19 protein-coding genes, 1 tRNA gene and 1 pseudogene are annotated in these 18,900 nt (G+C 69.0%); 8 read left to right on the top strand and 13 right to left on the bottom strand.

Annotated elements, in window-relative coordinates; translation table 11 throughout:
* Positions 1-330 precede the first annotated feature (330 nt).
* A complete protein-coding gene (locus FHR32_RS03185; protein WP_184752825.1) occupies positions 331-1,251 on the top strand; it encodes a serine/threonine-protein kinase in 921 nt (306 codons plus the stop codon).
* A 6-nt stretch (positions 1,252-1,257) separates the two neighbouring features.
* On the opposite strand, the gene FHR32_RS03180 is transcribed toward FHR32_RS03185, so the two are convergent.
* Positions 1,258-1,563: a hypothetical protein gene (locus FHR32_RS03180; protein ID WP_184752823.1), complete on the bottom strand. Its 306-nt coding sequence runs from the start codon at positions 1,561-1,563 to the stop codon at positions 1,258-1,260.
* Between the two features lie 178 nt (positions 1,564-1,741).
* Between FHR32_RS03180 and FHR32_RS03175 the strand changes: the two genes are divergently transcribed.
* The gene (locus FHR32_RS03175; RefSeq protein ID WP_221465236.1) at positions 1,742-2,140 is read left to right on the top strand and encodes a MarR family winged helix-turn-helix transcriptional regulator; all 399 of its coding nucleotides are present in this window, start codon (positions 1,742-1,744) and stop codon (positions 2,138-2,140) included.
* Positions 2,141-2,150: 10 nt separating this feature from the next.
* Here FHR32_RS03175 and FHR32_RS03170 read toward each other — a convergent pair whose 3' ends face one another.
* Positions 2,151-2,957 carry a helix-turn-helix domain-containing protein gene (locus FHR32_RS03170; RefSeq protein ID WP_221465235.1) on the bottom strand — a complete coding sequence of 269 codons (807 nt, stop codon included), beginning with the start codon at positions 2,955-2,957 and terminating at the stop codon, positions 2,151-2,153.
* Positions 2,954-4,723, bottom strand: coding sequence for an asparagine synthase-related protein (locus FHR32_RS03165; RefSeq protein ID WP_184752819.1), 1,770 nt, complete (start codon positions 4,721-4,723; stop codon positions 2,954-2,956). Before FHR32_RS03165 ends, FHR32_RS03170 begins: the two co-directional genes overlap by 4 nt.
* A gap of 64 nt (positions 4,724-4,787) precedes the next feature.
* On the opposite strand from FHR32_RS03165, the gene FHR32_RS03160 reads away from it, so the two are divergent.
* From FHR32_RS03160 to FHR32_RS03150, 3 genes are all read left to right on the top strand, one after another.
* The gene (locus tag FHR32_RS03160; RefSeq protein WP_184752817.1) at positions 4,788-5,321 is read left to right on the top strand and encodes a TIGR03086 family metal-binding protein; all 534 of its coding nucleotides are present in this window, start codon (positions 4,788-4,790) and stop codon (positions 5,319-5,321) included.
* 99 nt (positions 5,322-5,420) lie between these two features.
* Entirely contained in the window at positions 5,421-6,899 is a 1,479-nt protein-coding gene (locus tag FHR32_RS03155; protein WP_184752815.1) for a vWA domain-containing protein, read from the top strand.
* 90 nt (positions 6,900-6,989) lie between these two features.
* Positions 6,990-7,062, top strand: a tRNA-Ala gene (locus FHR32_RS03150).
* A gap of 53 nt (positions 7,063-7,115) precedes the next feature.
* On the opposite strand, the gene FHR32_RS03145 is transcribed toward FHR32_RS03150, so the two are convergent.
* Positions 7,116-7,451, bottom strand: a complete 336-nt coding sequence (locus FHR32_RS03145) for a hypothetical protein (protein ID WP_184752813.1) — start codon at positions 7,449-7,451, stop codon at positions 7,116-7,118.
* 374 nt (positions 7,452-7,825) lie between these two features.
* Here FHR32_RS03145 and FHR32_RS03140 point away from each other — a divergent pair, with 374 nt between their 5' ends.
* The gene (locus tag FHR32_RS03140; protein WP_184752811.1) at positions 7,826-8,473 is read left to right on the top strand and encodes a hypothetical protein; all 648 of its coding nucleotides are present in this window, start codon (positions 7,826-7,828) and stop codon (positions 8,471-8,473) included.
* A gap of 10 nt (positions 8,474-8,483) precedes the next feature.
* A pseudogene (locus FHR32_RS03135) lies at positions 8,484-8,990 on the top strand (Tn3 family transposase); the annotation flags it as partial.
* Positions 8,991-9,014: 24 nt separating this feature from the next.
* Here FHR32_RS03135 and FHR32_RS03130 read toward each other — a convergent pair.
* Genes FHR32_RS03130 through FHR32_RS03110 form a run of 5 tightly spaced genes read right to left on the bottom strand, consistent with a single transcriptional unit; the run spans position 9,015 to position 13,942 of the window.
* On the bottom strand, positions 9,015-10,175 hold the full coding sequence (locus FHR32_RS03130; protein ID WP_184752809.1) for an alpha/beta hydrolase family protein: 1,161 nt from the start codon (positions 10,173-10,175) through the stop codon (positions 9,015-9,017).
* Between the two features lie 14 nt (positions 10,176-10,189).
* Positions 10,190-11,308: a S41 family peptidase gene (locus tag FHR32_RS03125; protein ID WP_246466452.1), complete on the bottom strand. Its 1,119-nt coding sequence runs from the start codon at positions 11,306-11,308 to the stop codon at positions 10,190-10,192.
* A gap of 44 nt (positions 11,309-11,352) precedes the next feature.
* Positions 11,353-12,666, bottom strand: a complete 1,314-nt coding sequence (locus tag FHR32_RS03120; RefSeq protein ID WP_246465931.1) for an ABC-2 membrane transporter-related protein — start codon at positions 12,664-12,666, stop codon at positions 11,353-11,355.
* Positions 12,663-13,553, bottom strand: coding sequence for an ABC transporter ATP-binding protein (locus tag FHR32_RS03115; RefSeq protein WP_184752807.1), 891 nt, complete (start codon positions 13,551-13,553; stop codon positions 12,663-12,665). Before FHR32_RS03115 ends, FHR32_RS03120 begins: the two co-directional genes overlap by 4 nt.
* Entirely contained in the window at positions 13,550-13,942 is a 393-nt protein-coding gene (locus tag FHR32_RS03110; RefSeq protein WP_312881933.1) for a GntR family transcriptional regulator, read from the bottom strand. Before FHR32_RS03110 ends, FHR32_RS03115 begins: the two co-directional genes overlap by 4 nt.
* 727 nt (positions 13,943-14,669) lie before the next feature.
* On the opposite strand from FHR32_RS03110, the gene FHR32_RS42785 reads away from it, so the two are divergent.
* A complete protein-coding gene (locus FHR32_RS42785; protein ID WP_221465234.1) occupies positions 14,670-14,984 on the top strand; it encodes a site-specific integrase in 315 nt (104 codons plus the stop codon).
* A gap of 131 nt (positions 14,985-15,115) precedes the next feature.
* Here FHR32_RS42785 and FHR32_RS03100 read toward each other — a convergent pair whose 3' ends face one another.
* From FHR32_RS03100 to FHR32_RS03085, 4 genes are all read right to left on the bottom strand, one after another.
* On the bottom strand, positions 15,116-15,508 hold the full coding sequence (locus FHR32_RS03100) for a DUF3224 domain-containing protein (RefSeq protein WP_184752803.1): 393 nt from the start codon (positions 15,506-15,508) through the stop codon (positions 15,116-15,118).
* Between the two features lie 211 nt (positions 15,509-15,719).
* The gene (locus FHR32_RS46555) at positions 15,720-16,754 is read right to left on the bottom strand and encodes an ABC transporter ATP-binding protein (RefSeq protein ID WP_184752801.1); all 1,035 of its coding nucleotides are present in this window, start codon (positions 16,752-16,754) and stop codon (positions 15,720-15,722) included.
* Positions 16,751-17,905, bottom strand: coding sequence for an ABC transporter ATP-binding protein (locus FHR32_RS46550; protein WP_184752799.1), 1,155 nt, complete (start codon positions 17,903-17,905; stop codon positions 16,751-16,753). Before FHR32_RS46550 ends, FHR32_RS46555 begins: the two co-directional genes overlap by 4 nt.
* The gene (locus FHR32_RS03085) at positions 17,905-18,882 is read right to left on the bottom strand and encodes an ABC transporter permease (RefSeq protein ID WP_184752797.1); all 978 of its coding nucleotides are present in this window, start codon (positions 18,880-18,882) and stop codon (positions 17,905-17,907) included. Before FHR32_RS03085 ends, FHR32_RS46550 begins: the two co-directional genes overlap by 1 nt.
* Positions 18,883-18,900 lie beyond the last annotated feature (18 nt).

The raw sequence follows: 18,900 nt of genomic DNA, 5'->3' as shown, positions 1-18,900 counted from the left end.
CAGGACTCCACCTGCCGAACACCGAGAGAAACGGCCCTCATGGAGGAATCGAACTTAGAAACGATCATTCAAAGACGCTCGGTGGATTCAGGCTGAGCGCCGGCAGTGATCCCGGTCTGACAGCGGTCGCGGGATGATCCCCGGGTGCCACGGGCGGGGCTGAGCGCCCGCCATGCGACGAGCTTGCCGCCCTGGCCGTGCAAGAAGGCGCGGACGGTCACCAAGAGCGGAGGTAGGTAAAGGACGGTTGGAAAGGGGGGCCAAAAACTGAACCTTGTACCACCACTGCGCATCAAAGCCATCAAGGGCCGCGAGTGACGGGGTGGTGGCATGGCGACGGCGCTGCCTGACGGGGATCCGCAGCGGCTCGGAGAGTACCGGCTGGCCGGCCGGCTGGGTGCGGGCGGCCAGTGGGTGGTCTACGAGGCGTACGCCGAGGACGGCCGCCGAGTGGTGATCAAGGTATTGCATGGTGATCAGGCCGCGCAGCTCGGGCGCGAGGCCACGGCCGCGCAGCGGGTCGCCTCTTTCTGTACGGCAAGCGTGATCGACGTCCACCTCGACGGGCCACGGCCGTACATCGTCAGCGAGTACGTGGAAGGGCCGAATCTACGCAAGGCCATAACCGGGGGGCGCAGGTTCGCCGACGGCGACCTACACCGGCTCGCTACGGCCATCGCGGCGGCGCTGACGGCGATCCACGATGCCGGAGTGGTCCATGGGGATCTGAAGCCGGACAACGTACTGCTCGGCCCGGACGGCCCACGAGTGATCGACTTCGGTATCGCCGGGACCAGGGAGATGTCACTGACCGTGACCGGGCTGATGACGGGTACGCCGACCTGTACGGCGCCCGAGGTCTTCACCGGGCAGCGGGCCGGGGCCCCCGCCGATGTGTTCGCCTGGGGGTGCATCGTGATGTACGCGGCGGCCGGCACCGACCCGTTCGAGGCGGAGAGCCTGGGCGGGATCATGCACCGGGTGCTGTCGGTGAACCCGGACCTGAACGTGCTGCCCGACACGCTGCGCCCGCTGGTGGCCGCCGCGCTCAGGAAGGACCCGTTCGGACGTCCCACCGCGCGGGCGCTGCTGCTCTCCCTGGTAAGCGGCGGCAAAGGGCTCGACGTCGCACGGCTGCTCACCGAGCGTGACTTCCTTGAAGCGGCCGCCGGGTTCACCCGACGGAGGGCAAGGTGGAACCGGTTGGTGGGAAGCGGTTGGCGCAGGCGCTGGAGAAGGCCTTTCACCTGACCGATCTCACGGAGGCGGGAGAGGCCCGGATGGGCCGTCCAGCCTCCACCAGGAGGAACCGGCGCCATGGTAAATGGTGTGCGCCCAGTACTCGGGGTCCTCGTGGTAGGCAAGGTCGAGACCGACGATCCAGACGCGGGGGCCGTCTCCGTCAGAGGCGGACCAGTGGTCGTTGACGCACGCGACGGCCTCGTCGCGCGTGCCGGAACCCGTGACGGCGAGGCCCGGTGGCTGGTCGCCCGTCCGGCTCACCGGCTCCTCCCAGTCGGCCTCGGCGGGCCCTGGCCGGGGCCGGGCCGTCGGCCCCCGCACCGATCACGGTGGCATGCGGGGTGGACTCACTCGTTGGCGCGGCCTCCGTCTAGAATTTACTTTCCCGAGAGTCTCGCACGTAGAGTATCTCACCTTGAGAGAGAGCTGCCATGCTGTGAGTGATGTGGAGCGGCGATCGGCGGTGGAAGCGGTCGCTCGGTCGCTACGGCAAGTGATCGTGAACACGGTGCTTCTCAACGCCCGGACGGCCGATATCATCGGGCTGAGCCCCAGCGACGGTCAGTTTCTGCACCTGCTGGAGCTGAACGGGCCCCTCACCCCCGGACGCCTGTCCCAGCTGACGGGCTTCAGCACCGGTGCGGTGACCGGAGTCGTCGACCGGCTGGAGAAAAGGGGTTTCGTCCACCGGGAACGCGACATGGCCGACCGCCGCAAAGTCCTCGTCGTCCTCGATGAGGACAAGTCCGCGACGGAGCTGGCGCCGCTCTACACGGAGCAGGGCCGGCACTTCACGGCTGTCCTCGCCGACTACAGCCCCGCCGAACTGGCACTCATCAACGGCTTCCTCGACCGCATCGCCCAGACGGGCCCGGCGTCGACCGGTGCCCAGCCTTGATGCCGGGAGGTCAGCCGGACCTGACGGTGCGTGCGTAGGCGGTGGGAGGGACTCCGACGACGGAGGTGAAGTCGCGGGTGAAGTGGGACTGGTCGCTGTAGCCGAGGTCGTACGCCAGGCGGGACCAGTCGGTGGCGGTGGTCGCGCGCTCGGCGGCCTCGTGGATGCGGTAGCGGCGGATCACCCATTTGGGAGGCACACCGACATATTCGTCGAACAGGCGCTGCAGGGTCCGCACGGTCGTGCCGTGCAGGGCGGCCAGATCGTCGACGCGGGTGATCCCGGGGTGCTCCGCGATCCAGGCGACGAGAGCGCTCACGTGCTCGGCGACCGGATCGCGAGGCGGGAGCCGTAGCAGGAGCAAGGCGTCCAACAGGGCGACGGCCTCGGCGTCGGAGGCCGCGAGCACGGCCCGGGCGGTCACGTCGGCCGGGGCGCCGAAGATCTCCGCGACGGGCACGGAACGGTCGGTGATCGTGGAGACCGGGGCGCCGACGAAGGGGCGGAAACCGCCGGGGTGGAAGCGGGTGGCCACCACGACACCGGCGCCTGTCAGAGTCTCCAGGTAGTCGCCTGTGATCACCCCTGCCACCTGGGAGCCCCGTTCCTGGAAGACGAGGTTCACCGACGGATGCGAGACGACCCGCTGCTCGTACGGTTCCTCCAGGTCCCAGCGGATGATCCAGTGGTGCTCCACGAAAGGGGAGAGCGAGGGGTGGCAGGCGTGACGGTCGTAGCGGAAACGGGCCGCGCCCGCATTGAGGATGCCCCGCGTGTCGTCGGCGGGAGCCCCGACGCGCTCTGGCAGGGAGGTCACGAGGGGATGGGCACGCGGATGGGGGCGAGACCCTCGGGTGCCTTTCCGGGGTAGGCGCCGGCCAGCATCGTGGCCACGGTGTAGAGGTGCCAGGCCTGGGTGGGCTTCTTGAGCACCGGTCCGGCGAACAGCCCGCGGACCTCGTCGGGGTTGACGATCGGGGCCAGCAGGTCGAGGTGGTCGAGAACATGGTCGCGGAGCACGGTCGTGAGCGCCTCTCCGGGACCGGTCCGCCAGTTCCAGCCGGCACCGGTCTTCGGCGCCGTAAGGGACTGTGGCCTCCGCTGCCAGGGGTGGTAGCGCCTGCCCACGCTGAAGCGCCACGGCTTGCCCTCGATCGGGATGTTCCGGAGCGACGGTGCGAACCCGGAGATGAGCTCGTAGATCGCCTCCTCCGACAGCCGCCAGGTCTGGTCGAGGCCCAGCGCCGCGCGCACCACCCGGTTGTCGAGGAACGGCCAGATCGGATCGCCCCGGCGCAGGGCCCCCGCCCGGGAGCCGGCCTGCCAGCGGCCGATCCGGTAGGAGACGTACATGTGGTCGAGCGCCTCCAGCCCCGGCCGTTCCTTCCACGGCCGGGCCAGCTCGCGGGCGTGCGCGTTGGCCGCCTCGCCGAACAGCGCCGGATCACGCAGGAATGTGGCGTCCACCCGGCGGCCCAGCGCCTTGGCGCTCAGATCCGACTGGAGCAGCAGGAAGGTCCCCGCGCGCAGGACCTCGCCGCTCTGCCCGGACATGGTCGGCCTGGCGTTGTAGGGGAGGTAGCCGACGATGGACTCGTAGGCCGAGGTCATGCCCTCGCAGGCGCGCAGCGTCTCATAGGTCCGCGCGAGCGGGTGCTCGACCAGGATCGCGTCCTTCTTCTCCGCGCGGACCGGGGGGATGACCGTGTGCTCGACGCGGAGCGCCCGGGCGATCCGCCCGGCGATGACCACGTCGGGGTGGTCGTCCAGTCCGTTGGTGGTCGCGCGGAACGGAACCTTGGCGGCGTGGAGCACCGCGGCGACCAGGCGGCTGTCCCTGCCGCCCGTCAGCGCCAGGTTCACCGGCTCACCCGCCGCGCGCAGCGGCTCCACGGTCGCGAGCAGCGCGTCGGCCAGCTCCTCGATGAGCGCCTTCTTCTGCCTGCGCGAGGTGGGGGCGGGCGCCGCGGTGGGGAGCGGAGTCCGGGCGATCGTACGGCTGCCGCCGGCGACGGTGACGGACGAGGACGGCGGCAGCGCGGTCACCCCGAGGTAGGGCGTCTCGTCGGAGAGGAAGTACCCCTGCCGGATCAACGACTGCAGCGCGAGCACGTCCCACTCGACCCGGTCGCCGCGGGCGGCGAGGTGGACCAGCAGCGCGCGGCTGCCGATCACGTGCACGTCGGGGGTCTCGGCGTAGTAGACCGGGCATACCCGGTGGATCGCGGTAGCGGCCGACAGCTCACGACCGCTCGCGCGGAACACCGAGAAGCACCCGCCGACCGCCTCGGTGCTCAGCTCCGGCATGCCCGCCAGCCGGTCGACCTCGCCGGGAGCGGCCAGATGTCCGTTCACCCCGGTCACCCTGTCGTGTCCGGTGGCCAGCAGAGCCGGCTGCCGGGAGTCGTCCGGCTCGTTGGTCCAGGCGAACAGGGAGACGCCGGGGCGATGCCACTCGCGGGACCTGATGACCTCCGCGGGGACGGGGAACGCGGCCTCGATCGCGCCCCTGACGGCGTGCAGCATTGCATCCGGGATGCCGGTCTCCGGGTGTTTGGCCGAGAGGCCGAGATATACACGCATGTTGAGGGATCTTATGTCGCATATTTTCAAGACAGCTATGAGTTCGCGGGAAAGCATGTCTGTCATGAACGAACTGCTGTCACATGCCGTCGCCCGTACCGCTGCCGTCGTCCGGGGGATCGGGGAGGAGCAACGCGGCCTGCCCACTCCCTGCGCCGACTTCGACGTGCGGGCACTGCTCGGCCATCTGTCCTGGGCTGCGGCGCTGTTCGACGCGCTGGCGCGCAAGGAGCAGGCGCCGCCGCAGGACGACGAGCACACCGCCTTCGAGAGCCGCGCCGTCGGCATGGTCGCCGCCTGGTCGCGGCCGGAGGCCTTCGAGGGAGACAGTCCCACGATGGGGATGCCCATGGCCGTCGTGTTCCAGATGGGCCTGAGCGACATCGTCATCCACGGCTGGGATCTGGCCCGGGCCACTGGACAGGACTACGAGGTGGACGCGGAGACCGGTGAGACCGTGGCCGCCTTCATGAGGCAGATGGCCCCGCAGGGCCGGCAGATGGGAGCCTTCGGCGAGGAGCTGGCCGTACCGGAGGGTGTCTCGCCGTTCGACCAGGCGCTCGGGCTCAGCGGGCGCGACCCGGAGTGGAAACCCTGATCACGCACTGAGCACGGTTTGCAGTCGCTTGGGTGAAGTGCCCGGCTTGCTGGCAAGGAGAGTCGTCGTAGGAGGTGACACGCATCCTACGGAGGCGACATGAATCCGCGTACGTTCGCCATTGCCCTCGCCGTGATCGCCCTGCTGCTCGTCTCCGCCTGTGGAGGCTCCGAGAGCGGAAGCAGCAAGCCCGCCACCGAGCCGAAGCGCGGTCCCGGGCAGGCCGTCCCGTCCCTGTCGCAGGACCGGGACACCGGTGCCCCCGAGGAGCGGGACACCACCGCCGACCAGATCTCCACCTTCGCCCTCGACGTGGACACCGCCTCTTACGGCTACGCCCGGCGGATCCTCCAGGAAGGCCGGCTGCCCGAGCCGGGCCAGATCCGGCCGGAGGAGTTCGTCAACTCCTTCCGCCAGGACTACGAGGAACCCCGAGACGACGGTTTCACCGTGCACATGGACGGTGCCCGGATGCCGGAGAACGGCACCGCGCTGGTCCGGGTCGGACTGCAGACCCGCAAGGCCGACGCGGAGGCGCGGCGTCCGGCGAACCTGACCTTCGTCGTGGACGTGTCCGGATCGATGGGCGAGCCCGGCCGGCTCGATCTGGTCCGTGAGGCCCTTCACAAGCTCGTCGACCAGCTCGGACCGGGAGACCAGGTCTCCGTCGTGACCTTCAGCGGCGAGGCCGAACTGGTCGTCCCCATGACCTCGGCCGACGACAGGGGAACGTTGCACGCGGCCATAGAGCGCCTCGCCGTCCAGGACTCCACGGATCTGGAAGCGGGGCTGACCACCGGCTACGCCGAAGCGGCGCGCGCCTTCCGCCCGGTGGCCACCAACCGGGTCGTCCTGCTCTCCGACGGTCTGGCCAACACCGGTGACACCAGCTGGCAGGGCATTCTCGACAGGGTGGGGGAGTCCGCAGGCAGGCAGGTGACCCTGCTCTGCGTCGGCGTCGGCCGGGACTACGGAGATCAGCTGATGGAGCAGCTCGCCGACAACGGCGACGGCGCCGCGGTCTACGTCAGCTCGGTCGACGACGCGCGCAAGGTGTTCGTCGAACAGCTCGCCACCAACCTCGACCTCCGGGCCCGCGACGCCAAGGCGCAGGTCGTGTTCAACCCCTCGGCCGTGGAGTCCTACCACCTGATCGGCTACGAGAACCGGCAGCTCGCCACCGAGGACTTCCGCGACGACACCAAGGACGGCGGCGAGATCGGCCCGGGGCACTCGGTGACGGCCCTGTACGAGGTGCGGCTGCGCAGTGGGGCCTCCGGCCAGCTGGCCATGGCCACCGTACGCTGGCAGGACCCCGACACCCGTAATCCGGGAGAGGCCGGCCGCTCTCTCGAATTGGCCGACCTGTCGGGCTCGCTGTGGCGTGGGCCGTCGCCGAGGTTCCAGGTGGACGTGGTGGCGGCCGCCTTCGCGGAGTATCTCCGTACTCGTGAGCAGATCGCCGGGGTGGGTGCCGGAGAGCTCGCCGAGCACGCCACGCGTCTGGCCGCCTCCACCGAGGACGCCGCGGTGACCGATCTCGCCGGTCTGATCGGCCGTGCCGCCTCGCTGGGATAGCCGTTGATGATTACTGCGTAGGGCGTGATGTCCTATACACTGGCGTGGTGCCGCTGGGGCGAGAGCCCGGTGGCATCACGCAACATCTGAGGGGCTATGGCGCAGCTGGTAGCGCGCCTCCATGGCATGGAGGAGGTCTGGGGTTCGAATCCCCATAGCTCCACTTCTGGGCCGTTCTTGAGATGGCCTGAAGGACGTTGACGAGATCCCGTCCGATCATCTTGATCGGACGGGATCTTGTTGTTTTCCGGGTCTGCGCGGCCGTCGGCGAGCTCGTCCGAGATCGATAATGCTGGTCTTCTCCTTGCCCGAGTATGTCCAGAGCGTCAGATCCCCAGAGAGGACGGGTTCCTCCTCCTCAGCATGCGGCTTCAGCATCCAGTCGCTGGCCCACCGCAATTCGTCGGGATCGGTGGCTATGACAATCTCGCTGTGCTGGAACGAACCCGATCCCATGTCGTAGGAAAGCTCGTAGTAGGCGAACTGGTCGTACTGCTCCAATTCGTCCAGCAGTCGGCCGCTCTCGTCGAACTGCGCGTGCAGCGTCGCCATCCCGGCGCGAGCGGCCCGGTCCTCGGGGTCGTTCCGCAGGACTCGCGAGTGTGGATCATGAACCGGCCTTTCCCCTGGTCGCGGCCAGGCACAGTCTGCTGAGAACGCGCCGGGCGCATGTACCGGATAACAGTCCCTTATCCGGTACATCGAGACCGGTTGTGGGTTCTGGGTGTATGTGGGCTGGACCCCCTCTGGAGGCTCCCAGGGGACGCTCCAAAACACCATCCGTAGGCGCCACCTTCGGGAGGAGGACGCCGTGATGGCCGACGGCTCGGAAGCACTGCGGCCAGCTCGATGTTCTTCCAGATCCTGACATCGATCCTGATATCGGAGCAGACGATGGACGCCCACTCGCTATGATCATTTCACCTTTGAAGGAGGCAGTTGTTCCGTGGGTTGGGCAGTCGGCAAGTTTGCGGCTTCTCGATCGCCTCTCCAGTGGTGAGGCGTGTGGTGAGCGCTTGCGGCGACGCCACGTGATTGCGGCTGTCCGGCGTGGGCCGGTTCTGATGGTGTCGGGGCTGGCGCTCTCGGCGGTTTACGCCGTCGGTCTTCACGCCGCGACTCGGTACGCCGTCGATGCGACGATCCAGCACGATATGGAGATGCACCTCAGACATGGCGCAAACCTCACCGTGGATGCCGCGGGCCTGGCAGAGGATCTGGCCGGGATCCGAGAGGAGGTGAGGAGGCGGACGTTTCCGGTGGGCGCTGTCACAGTCTGCCTGAGTTTCATCGCCCTTCTGCTGCCCTGGTCACGGCGGTGGACCAGGTATGGAGTGCTGGTTCTGTCGGGCGTCTTGTGGGCGATCTATCCGCTCACCGTGCTGTCCACCCTCGGCATGTGGGGGTCGTTCATGGTCGGTGACGGCGGTGCCACCGGTGTCTCTCATGAATTCGCCGGCTGGTTGCCTCTTGCGGCGCTCGTCCTGTTCACCGCCGCCATGGCGCAGGCCATCGGCCTCGTCCTGCTGGCTCGTCGGGGTATGACGGCTGCTTCCCGCGTGCCCACCGCTTAAGTGGGTCTTCGAAGTTAGCCGGGCTTCCTACGCCACCTTCGCAGCCCGGCAGACGGCGCTTTGGGGCGAGGGCACCACCGCTGTGGCCTCGGACTTCACGCACTTCTCGGCCTTCGACCAGAACATTTTCACCGAATGGCATTCGCGATACCGCAGGGCAAAGCGCGGCGTGCTGATCTACTGGACGGTTGACGTCGTCGGGTCGATGGCCGTGCACAGCCAGCTGATCAGCTGCTCGGCCTCCGAGGTGCACGCGATGGTCGAGGGCGCCATGCGGCACGGAACCGACGGCGAACTCGCCTCCAACCGGCGCGAGGAACAAGAGCTCGGCATGTTGTGCCTTCATATCCTTCAGAGCTGCCTCGGCCTGATCAACACGCTCATGATCCAATACACTCTCGACCTGCCGGAGTGGCAGGGCGTCCTCACCGACGCCGATCGCCGTGGCCTCACCCCGATCTTCCACACCAACATGACGCCCTACGGCGAGGTACAGCTGCGCACCGACCGCCGCCTGTCAGGGAGCACTGGTGGCGATCTGTTACTCGCAGGTCTTTCTGTCCGGGGTGCAGAGCTTGACCTCGGGGTAGCGTGGCGACGGTTTGTCCAGCAGGGGCTGGCGCCTGGCCCGTAGGTGCTGGTCGAGAAAGGCCGTGACGTACGTGCGGGTGAGCTCGGCGGAGCGCGCCGCGGGCAGAGCGCCGATGGGGGGCGTGACGCCGAGGGCGCCCGCCATCAGCGGGCCGTCGGTGAAGGACTGGTGTTCCGCACCCGACAGCACGAGCCAGCGCTTCCATCCGGTCAGCAGCTTCCAGTCGCGGTCCCACGAACTGTCGCGGCCGCCGGGGATGTGCTGCGGCGACCCCATGAGCATGAACGGCCGGGAGAACCCACTCTTGGGGATCCGGGCGTAGGTGGTGCCGTCCATGTCGATTCCGGCGCGCACCCGGGAGTCCTTCAGCATGGCCGCCATGGTGCCGGCCCCGCCGATCGACTGGCCTGCCATCGCGATTCTGGAGCGGTCGATCAGGTCAGAACCGTCCCACTTCGAGGTCAGCTGGTCGAGCACGAAGGAGACGTCGGCCGCCCGGCCCCGGACCACCCCCGTGCCGAAGCCAGGGTCGGTGTCGCCGTCGCACGCGAGGCACTCCGCGACCCGCCCGTCGGGGAAGGTCGTGGCGTAGCTCTCGTAGGTGTGGTCGATCCCGGCCACGACGTACCCTCGGCTGGCCAGCTCCTCGGCCAGGGACGTGAGTGTGCTGATCGGCTTGGTGAAGCCGGAGGACAGCACCACCAGCGGAAGCTTCCGTCCCGCGGGTTCGGCGTCTTTGACGGCGTTCGTTCGCGTCTTGCTCAGCGTTTCGTACGGCACGCCCGTGATCCTCAAGCCCTTCAGGGTGAGCTCCGATTCCTTCGGCGTCATGTACGGTGCCCGCTGCCCGTCCCGCTGCTTGGTCGGGTACCACAGGGTGACCTTGAGCTCCCTGGCTTCGACGTCGAGGTTCCAGGGATCGGGGCGGGAGGTGTCCTTCGGATACAGGGCGGTGGTGCCGACCGGATGGGCGCCGGTGGGAGCGGGCAGGGTGGCAGGGCCGGTCGGCGTGGCCGACGCGTTGGGAGCAGACCGGGGCGGCGCGGGTGCGGAGCAGGCGGACGCGGCGAGGACCACCAGTCCCGCGGCGGCTGCCAGGATCTGTCTCATCGAGAGGTCCATCCTCATTTGTGCAGCAAGGTCAGGGCCTTGGCCAGGGCCGGGTCGCGCACGGCGGCCGCGTCCTCCGGCGTCAGGGGCACGTAGTGATCGGGCGGCACGCCGATCCGGTCGATCACCTCGCGGTCGGGCCCCAGGTGGTGCCTGGCGGGGAAGGTCAGGATGGTGTTGTTGCTCAGCAGGTACGGCTGCGCCGGGCCGGAGATGACCCCGGCGGTTCTGGTGCCGACCAGCCGGCCGATCCGCAGGTCCTTGACCGCGGAGCTGAAGTGCTCGCACGCCGAGGCGCAGCCGCGGTCGGTGAGCGCCACCAGCGGCAGGTCGACCAGCTCGACGGTGTCGTCGGTCCGCGACGTCTCGCACTTGCCGTCCACGGTGCACTGGTAGGCGGTGACCTTGCCGTGGGCGAACGCGCTCAGCAGCCGGGTCGCCTCCACGGGGCTGCCGCCGCCGTTGCCGCGCAGGTCCAGCACGACGCCGGCGAGGGTCCGGCCGGTGCGCAGCCTGGAGATCGCCTTGAGCACCCTGTCCGCGGAGTCGGGAGCGAACCCGGCCAGCCGTACGTAGGCGATGTCGTCTTCCAGCAGCTTCGACCGCACTACTTGCAGGGCGGCCAGATCCTGCTGGAAGAGGCCGGGCTTGAGCGTCACGCTCCAGCGGCGGCCGGTGCTCTGCCGCAGGAGCCGCAGCCGGACCGGGCGGGCTCGCGGGTACTGCGGGTAGAGGGCGGCGATCGCGGGGGTGGCCTTCCCGTCGATGAAGGGCGCCGATCCGTTGATCGATTCGATGATGTCGCCCGCGCGCACTCCGGCGGCCTGCGCCGCGCCGCCCTGCACGGTGGTGACGAACAGCGGGGGGAGGGCGACGCCGGGGTTGCCGTCCACCTGTGGGCCGTTGACGTTCGCCTGGAGACCCAGGCCGTAGCCGTCACCGTCGTAGTAGTCGGGTGGCCGCTTGACGTCGTGCACCCAGTGGGCGTGGTTGTCGCCCAGGCCGGCCACGATGGCCTCAAGGGTGACGACGGCCAGCTTGTCACGCAGGTCCGGCACCTGATCGGTGACCTTCCGGTAGACGGTCTCGAACGCGGCCCAGTCGGCTTTCCGGTCACCGGTCAGCGCCGGCATGGTCGCCTCGGGTACGTCGCGCCCGTCGCGGCTGAGCTCCTGGGTCAAGGCGACGAATCCGGCGGTCGGCAGCGAGCGGGCGTCCAGCGTGGCGCCGCTGTAGTAGTTGCCGAGGATGCAGGAGTACGCCTGCTCGATGACGTCGATCGTGGTGGCCGTCTCCGCCCCGGGGCCCCCTGGGGCCGCGAGCATGCCGACGATCCTGCTGCGTTCGACTCGCTTCGCGGCGGCGTCGGCGCCGTGCAGGCCGCCGCCAGGAGGAGGGCGAGCCCGGCTGCCACGGTCCTGACGACGGTCATGACAGACGCCTCCGGGTCCACCAGAAGGAGAACCACGTGAGGCCGAGGGTGAGGAGGGCGTAGATCCCGGTCTCGATCCACTGGAAGGGCCAGAAGCGGTCGAGGGGCTGGTAGGTCGCCTTCTGCCGGTAGCCGAGCCGGTTGATCTCGGCCATGCACGTGCCCATGCCACCTGCTCCCGCTCCCTGCGGGGAGCAGGGGCCCGACGTGGTGGAGACCTGGATGGCGGCTGCCTCGTCGCTGCCGGCGATCGTGCGTCCGGACGGATCGACCAGGCTGCTGGACAGGATCCAGGCGCCCGAGTTTCCGGGAACGGCCGACCTCAGGAGAATGTCCGCGGGTCCGCCTCCGGTCTGTTGGATGCCGATGTGCTCCACGTTCAGCCTTGCTGAGCTCGAAGGTCGCGGTCACCGGAGCGATCAGGTGGGGCCGGACCAGCAGCGGCATGGCGAGCTGGATCGCGGCGAAGACGGCCAGGGTGAGGGCCATGGCGGGCAGCGTGCGGCGGACGAGCATGCCCATGGTCACGCCCAGGACGAAGACGAAGGCGAAGGCCGCATATCCTATCGGGGCGATGCCTCGCGCGCCGAACACCAGGGGAGCCATCAGGGCGAGGTTCTCCGGGGCTGACTTGTCCAGGGGTCCGGACCACCAGGTCACCGCGAGGCCGCACAGGCAGGCGGCGGCCATGGCGACCAGGCCGGTGAGCCCGAGCTTGACCGCCAGCCAGCGGCCGCGGGTGATGCTCTGGTTCCACACCAGCAGATGCGTGCCCGCCTCCAGCTCACGGGTGATCAACGGTGCTCCCCAGAAGAGCCCGACGAGGGCAGGCAGGAGCAGCACGACGAGGGTGGCGGCCACGAAGGGGATCTGGTATTGGTCGAAGAACAGGTTGAAGAAACGGTCGCAGGTGTTGTCCTGGGTGCAGCCGGCGATCCCGGTGGAGTAGCGGGCGGCCAGGCCCGGGCCGGTCAGGGCCAGGGCGACGGCGAGGATGACGAGCAGAGCGGCCGTCATCGCGGCCGAGCCGCGGAACTGGCGCCAGGTCAGCCAGATCATCGCTGCACCTCCAGGGCGACCCGCCGGTTCTCGGCGGTGCGCTGGTCCATGTAGGCCAGGACGAGGTCCTCCAGGCTGAGCTGGGTGACCGTCCAGGCGGGGTCGTGGATCGGGGCCTCGGTGCGGATGATGAACGTGCTCTGCCGGTCGGTGTGGCTGGCGGAGATGACGTGCTGGCCGGCGGGGAGCCGATCGGGGTCGTGACGCGGGCCGGTGAGCCGGTGATGGGTGGCCAGCAGCTTGTCGACCTCGCCCGCCACCTGCACGCGCGAGTCGACGAGCACGACCAGGAAGTCGCAGACCCGTTCCAGGTCGGAGACCAGGTGGGAGGAGAGCAGCACGCTGAACTGGTGCTCGACGACCGCCTCCATCAGGCCCTGCAGGAACTCGCGGCGGGCCAGCGGGTCGAGCGCGGCGACCGGCTCGTCCAGGATCAGCAGTTCGGGCCGTTTGGCCAGGCCCAGGGTAAGGGCGAGCTGGGCGCGCTGGCCGCCGGACAGCTTGCCCGCCCGGTAGGCGGGATCGAAACCGAGCCGCCCGATCCGTTCCCGCGCCATCACCGCGTCCCAGCCGGGGTTGAGCCGTGCTCCCAGCCGCAGGTGCTCGGCGATGCTGAGCCCGGCGTAGACGGGGGTGTCCTGGGCGACGAAGCCGACCTTGGCCAGCTGCGCCGGGCTGCCGGCAGGGTGGCCGCCGAGCATGGTGATGGTGCCCGACGTCGGTTCCAGCTGGCCGCCGGCCAGCTTCAGCAGCGTCGTCTTGCCGGCCCCGTTGGGGCCGACCAGCCCGACGACATGCCCTGCCGGTATGTCGATGGTGCAGTCCCTCAGCGCCCATCGCTTGCCGTACTTCTTGCCCAGTCCCTGGGCCTGCAGAACAACGGTCACGCTATGTCCTCCTGAGAGGCGGTCCGAAAGGTGGTCATGAACAGGGCCTCGATGCTTTCCTCGTCGAGGCCGGCCAGGCGGGCCTTGGCCAGCCAGCGCCGCAGGTCTTGACGCAACGGGCCGTGCGCGGCCAAGGAGGCGTCGGTCAGCGTCTTCGTCACGAACGTCCCGACCCCCGGCCGGGCGGCCGCCAAGCCCTCGTGCTCGAGTTCCCGGTAGGCCTTGAGCACCGTGTTGGGGTTGATCGCCAATTGCGCCACCACCTCCTTGACGGTCGGAAGCTGGTCACCCTCACGCAGCAGACCGAGCCGCAGCGCGTGCCGGACCTGCTGGACCAGCTGCAGGTACGGCGAAACACCCGACCTGCCGTCCAGATGGAACTGGATCACCGGTTCCTCCATTTATCTAGCCTGCTAGCACTATAGATTCCTAGATGTTAAAGGATCATAAGGGTCGCTGTATCGGCATCGCCCGGCACCCGAAGCGGTCCATCGCTCTTCGGCCCGACCGCAGCCCTCTACGCCGGGGGCAGATCTTTCCCCTGCCTCACAGAATGACTGCCGCAGTAAATGCCGCATTTACTGCGGCAGAGCGGAGAGCCCGACCATGAGCGCCAGAACCGCCGACGTGATCCCCCTCGACCAAGATCGCCCCGACACGTATCGCGACGCGGTCGAGACCTATCTGCGCTCAGCCGGGATCGGTGAGTCATCGAAGCGGATCCACCGCATCTCGTTGACGACATGGGCCTGGCTCGCCTGCGGACAGCAGCCACCACGCGGCAAAGACCGCCGCGGAGCCAACGCCCCCGCGATCAGCTCGCCGCCCTGTTCGACCTCAAGGTTGGCGTCCGAGAGAAGACCCTCTGGAAGATGCTGTATGAGACGTGTGCCCGAGCGCAGGAGATCCTCACCCTCGACATCGCCGACCTACTCCTGGTCGACAAACGCGGCAGGGTCATCTCCAAAGGCGGCGCGACCGACCGGGTGCACTGGCAGTCCGGCACCGCCCAACTCCGGCACCGCCCAACTCCTGCCCCGTCTCCTCAAGGGCCGCGCTCACGGGCCGGTCTTCCTCACCGACCGCAAGGCTCCCGCCCGCACGCCGACTACGGACGTGTGCAAGGTCACCGGACGCGGACGGCTGTCCCACCGGCGTGCCGCCGAGCTGTTCGAGGCCCTCACCCGGCCGCTGGCGCATCCCGGGATCGTCGACGAAGCCGAACTCGAACTACGCGGCGGCTGGACGCTGCACCAGCTCCGCCGCTCCGCCCTCACCCACGGAGCCGAAGACGGCACCAACACGCCCACCCTGCTCGCCCGCTCCCGGCACGCCTCCGTCCGCTCCCTGGAACGCTACGCACGACCCGGCGTCGACGCCGTCGCCGACCACGTCGCCAGCCGTGACCCCGCCGCTCGCCGCAAGCGCTGACCATGGCCACAAGCCCGGGCCTCGATAGCTGGAGGGGCCTTCAAATAGCTGCGCTTACGTGCGCAAAACGTCAACGCGTGTACCTGGTGACAGCAGCCTTACCGACACCCCGTTTCCGGCAGGTGCGCCGGTCACCCGAGCTCGTAGTCGAGGTGGAAGGAGTGGGCGCCGTCGTCGTTGACGATCTGGCCTCCGCCCCGGATGCCGAGAAGCTCGCCGGTTCCCGAGTCGGGCAGGATCGTCCAGCTCAGGGATGATTCCCCGGCATGGCTGGTGGCGGTGTGGTGGAGCACCAAGGTGCCCTTGCGCCCGTGGACGGTGCCGGTGAAGCGCTCGAAGCCGGCGTAGGCCGCCGAGCCCTCGACCTGGGCCATCGCGGTGATGATGTCGGTGGTGCTGGTGCCCAGCAGATCACCGTCGAAGGTCTTGGTGATGTGGACACGCGAGAGCGCGGCCCCCTCGGCCTCGTCGTAGGGCTGGGCGTCCCAGCTGTCGATGCCGAAGGTGCCGGTGGCGCGGGGCATGGGTGTTCTCCTTGGAATCCGGGTTCTGGTCCCATCCTCACGCCCATACCTGTCACCTGACGTCAGGTTCGACTCCGGCGTCCGTGGATCCCCGGCCAGGATGTGGCCGGCGGGCCGGCGCCCGCCGTCCGGGCCGGAGCGTCCGGCCGACCCGGAAACGCCGCGAGCCGTACGGGGGACCCCGTACGGCTCGCATCCTCCGACCGTCCGGTCAGCCTGCGGTGACCTCGGCGAAGTGGCAGGCCACCGGGTGGCCGTTGCCTCGATCGATCAGCGGGGGCTCCTCGACCGCGCAGATGTCCTGGGCCTTCCAGCAGCGGGTGCGGAAGCGGCAGCCGCTCGGCGGGTCCAGGGGGCTCGGCACGTCGCCGGTGAGGATGACGCGCTCCCTGGCGCGCTCCTCCTTCGGGTTGGCCGTGGGGGCGGCCGACAGGAGCGCCTGGGTGTAGGGGTGCGCGGGGCGGTCGTAGAGGTCGTCCCGGGGGCCGGTCTCGATGACCTTGCCCAGATACATCACCGCGACCCGGTCGGAGATGTGGCGGACCACCGACAGGTCGTGCGCGATGAAGATGTAGGCCAGCCCCATCGACTCCTGCAGGTCCTCCAGCAGGTTCACCACGCCCGCCTGGACCGACACGTCCAGCGCGGACACCGGCTCGTCGAGCACCAGCAGCTTCGGCTCCAGCGCCAGTGCCCTGGCGATGCCGACACGCTGGCGCTGGCCGCCGGAGAACTCGTGCGGGTAGCGGTTGCCGTGCTCGGGGCTCAGGCCGACCAGCCGCAGCAGCTCGGCCACCCGCTCCGCGCCGTTGTCCTTCCAGCGGTCGTGGACCTTCAGCGGCTCGGCGATGATGTCGTTGACCGGCATCTTCGGGTTGAGCGACGCGTAGGGGTCCTGGAAGACGATCTGCATGTCGCGCCGTACGGGCTGCAGCTGCTTGGCCGACATCGTGGTGAGTTCCCTGCCCTGGAACCGTACCGAGCCCGAGGTGGGCTTGTGCAGCTGCAGGATCGCCCGGCCTGTCGTCGACTTGCCGCAGCCGGACTCGCCCACCACACCGAGGGTCTCGCCCTCGTCCACGTGCATGGACACCCCGCTGACGGCCTGGACCTGGGCCACCACCCGGCGCAGGAAACCGCTGCCCCGGACAGGGAAGTTCATCACCAGGTCGTTGACCTCGAGCAGGTGGTCGCCGCTGTCCGGTTCCCGCTGCGGAGCGGGCGTCTCCTCGGTCGTCACGCTCATGCCAGGGTCTCGCTCTCGGTGCGGAAGAACACGGTCGGGTCCTCGACCGCGGCCAGCCGGTCCCAGTGATGGCAGGCCGCGAAGTGCCCGCCGCTGTCGGTCTCGGCCAGCTCCGGCTCGACGGTCCTGCACGTGTCGTCGGCCAGCGGGCAGCGCGGCGAGAAGGGACAGCCGGCCGGCAGGTTGATCAGTGACGGGGGAGTGCCCTTGATCGGACGGAGCCGGCTGCCGGAGTTCTCCAGGGAGGGGATCGAACCGAGCAGGCCCGCCGTGTACGGCATGCGGGGCTCCTCGAACACCGGATCGGTCTCACCGATCTCGACCGGGCGGCCGGCATACATGACCAGCACCCGGTGGGCCATGCCCGCGATGACGCCCAGGTCGTGCGTGATCAGCACGATGGCCGCGTTGACCGCGTCCTTGACCTCCAGGAGCTTCTCCAGGATCTGCGCCTGGACGGTCACGTCGAGGGCCGTGGTCGGCTCGTCGGCGATGATCACGTCCGGGTTGTTGATGACCGCCATGGCGATCATCGCGCGCTGGCGCATGCCACCGGAGAACTCGTGCGGGTAGCTGCGCAGCCGTGCCTCGGCCTGTGGGATGCCGACCAGGTCGAGCATCTCCTTGGCCCGGGCGAGCGCGATCTTGCGCGGCATCAGCTCGTGGGCGAGCACCGCCTCGGCGAGCTGGTCGCCGATCGTGTGCACCGGGTTGAGCGCGGTCATCGGGTCCTGGAAGACCATCGCGATCTTGCGGCCGCGCAGGCCCCGCTGTTTGCGGGGTGACATCTTCAGCATGTCCTCGCCGCGGAAGAGGATCTGTCCCTTGATCCGGGCGCCCTTGGGCAGCAGGCCCATGACGGCCAGGGAGGAGACCGACTTGCCGGAGCCGGACTCGCCGACGATGCCGAGCACCTCGCGCTCGCGCAGGCTGTAGGAGACGCCCCGGACCGCGCGGACGACGCCGTCCTCGGTCGGGAACTCCACGGTCAGGTTGTCGACCCTGAGGATCTCCTCCTCCGACGGAGGCCGCACGGCGTCCAAGGTCAGGCCGACGTGCACCTCCCCGGAGGCGTCGAGCAGGTTGGGGGCGATGTCGTAGCCGTGCACGTCGCCTTTACGGGGCTCGATCGGCACGTTGGGAGTCGTCATTAGGCACGCACCCGGGTCTGTCGGGGGTCGAAGGCGTCACGCAGGCCGTCGCCGATGAAGTTGATCGACAGTGCGATGGCGATGATGAAGATGCCCGGCCACCAGAACAGCCATGGACGGGTGCTGAAGGCGGTGCGGTACTCGTTGACCAGCTGGCCGAGAGAGGTGTCGGGAGCCTGCACGCCCAGGCCGAGGAAGGACAGCGCCGACTCCAGCAGCACCGCGTTCGCGATGGCGAGCGTCGCGCTGACGATGATCACGCCGACGGTGTTCGGCAGGATGTGCCGGAAGATGATCCGGCTCGCGGAGGTGCCGACCGCGCGGGCCGCCTCCACGAACTCCTTCTCCCGCAGGGAGAGGAACTCGCCGCGCAGCAGGCGGGCCATGCTCGGCCAGATCACCAGGCCGAGGACGATGCCGAGGAGCACGACGCCGCTGTCGCCGAACCGGCGGCCGACGACGGCAGCGATGACCAGGACCGGAATGGTGATCATCACATCGGTGAGGCGCATCAGGATGGCCTCGGCGCGGCCGCGGTAGTAGCCGGCCAGCGCGCCGACGACGGCGCCGACCGTGGTCGCCACGATGCCCACCAGGAAGGCGACGATGATCGACTGCTGGGCGCCGCGCATGGTCTTGGCGAAGTAGTCGATGCCGATGTCGTCCTGACCGAAGGGGTGGGCCCCGAAATGGAACCCCGACCCGCCGAGGAACTCGGGGATCACGCTGAGCGTCGGCTTGCCCTGGTTCACCAGCGCGCCGGTGGTCAGGTAGCTCTGGTCCCACCAGCCGGGTATGCCGGCGAAGCCGATGGAGGTGAACGACAGCACGAGGACAGCGCCGAATACGATCATGCCGGCCAGTGCGGCCCGGTGCCGGAAGAACCGGCGCCGGACCATCTGGGCCTGGGTGCGGGCGACGATCGTTATGCCCTGTGCGGCGCTGTCCGGCGATGGCGCTTGTGCGCTGAGTGTCATGAGTGGATCTCCGATGCT

It is taken from the genome of Streptosporangium album (assembly GCF_014203795.1).
In the GTDB taxonomy this organism is placed as follows: Bacteria; Actinomycetota; Actinomycetes; order Streptosporangiales; family Streptosporangiaceae; genus Streptosporangium; species Streptosporangium album.
The sequence above is the reverse complement of the archived record's forward strand: the minus strand, read 5'-3'. Positions and strand labels throughout refer to the sequence as shown.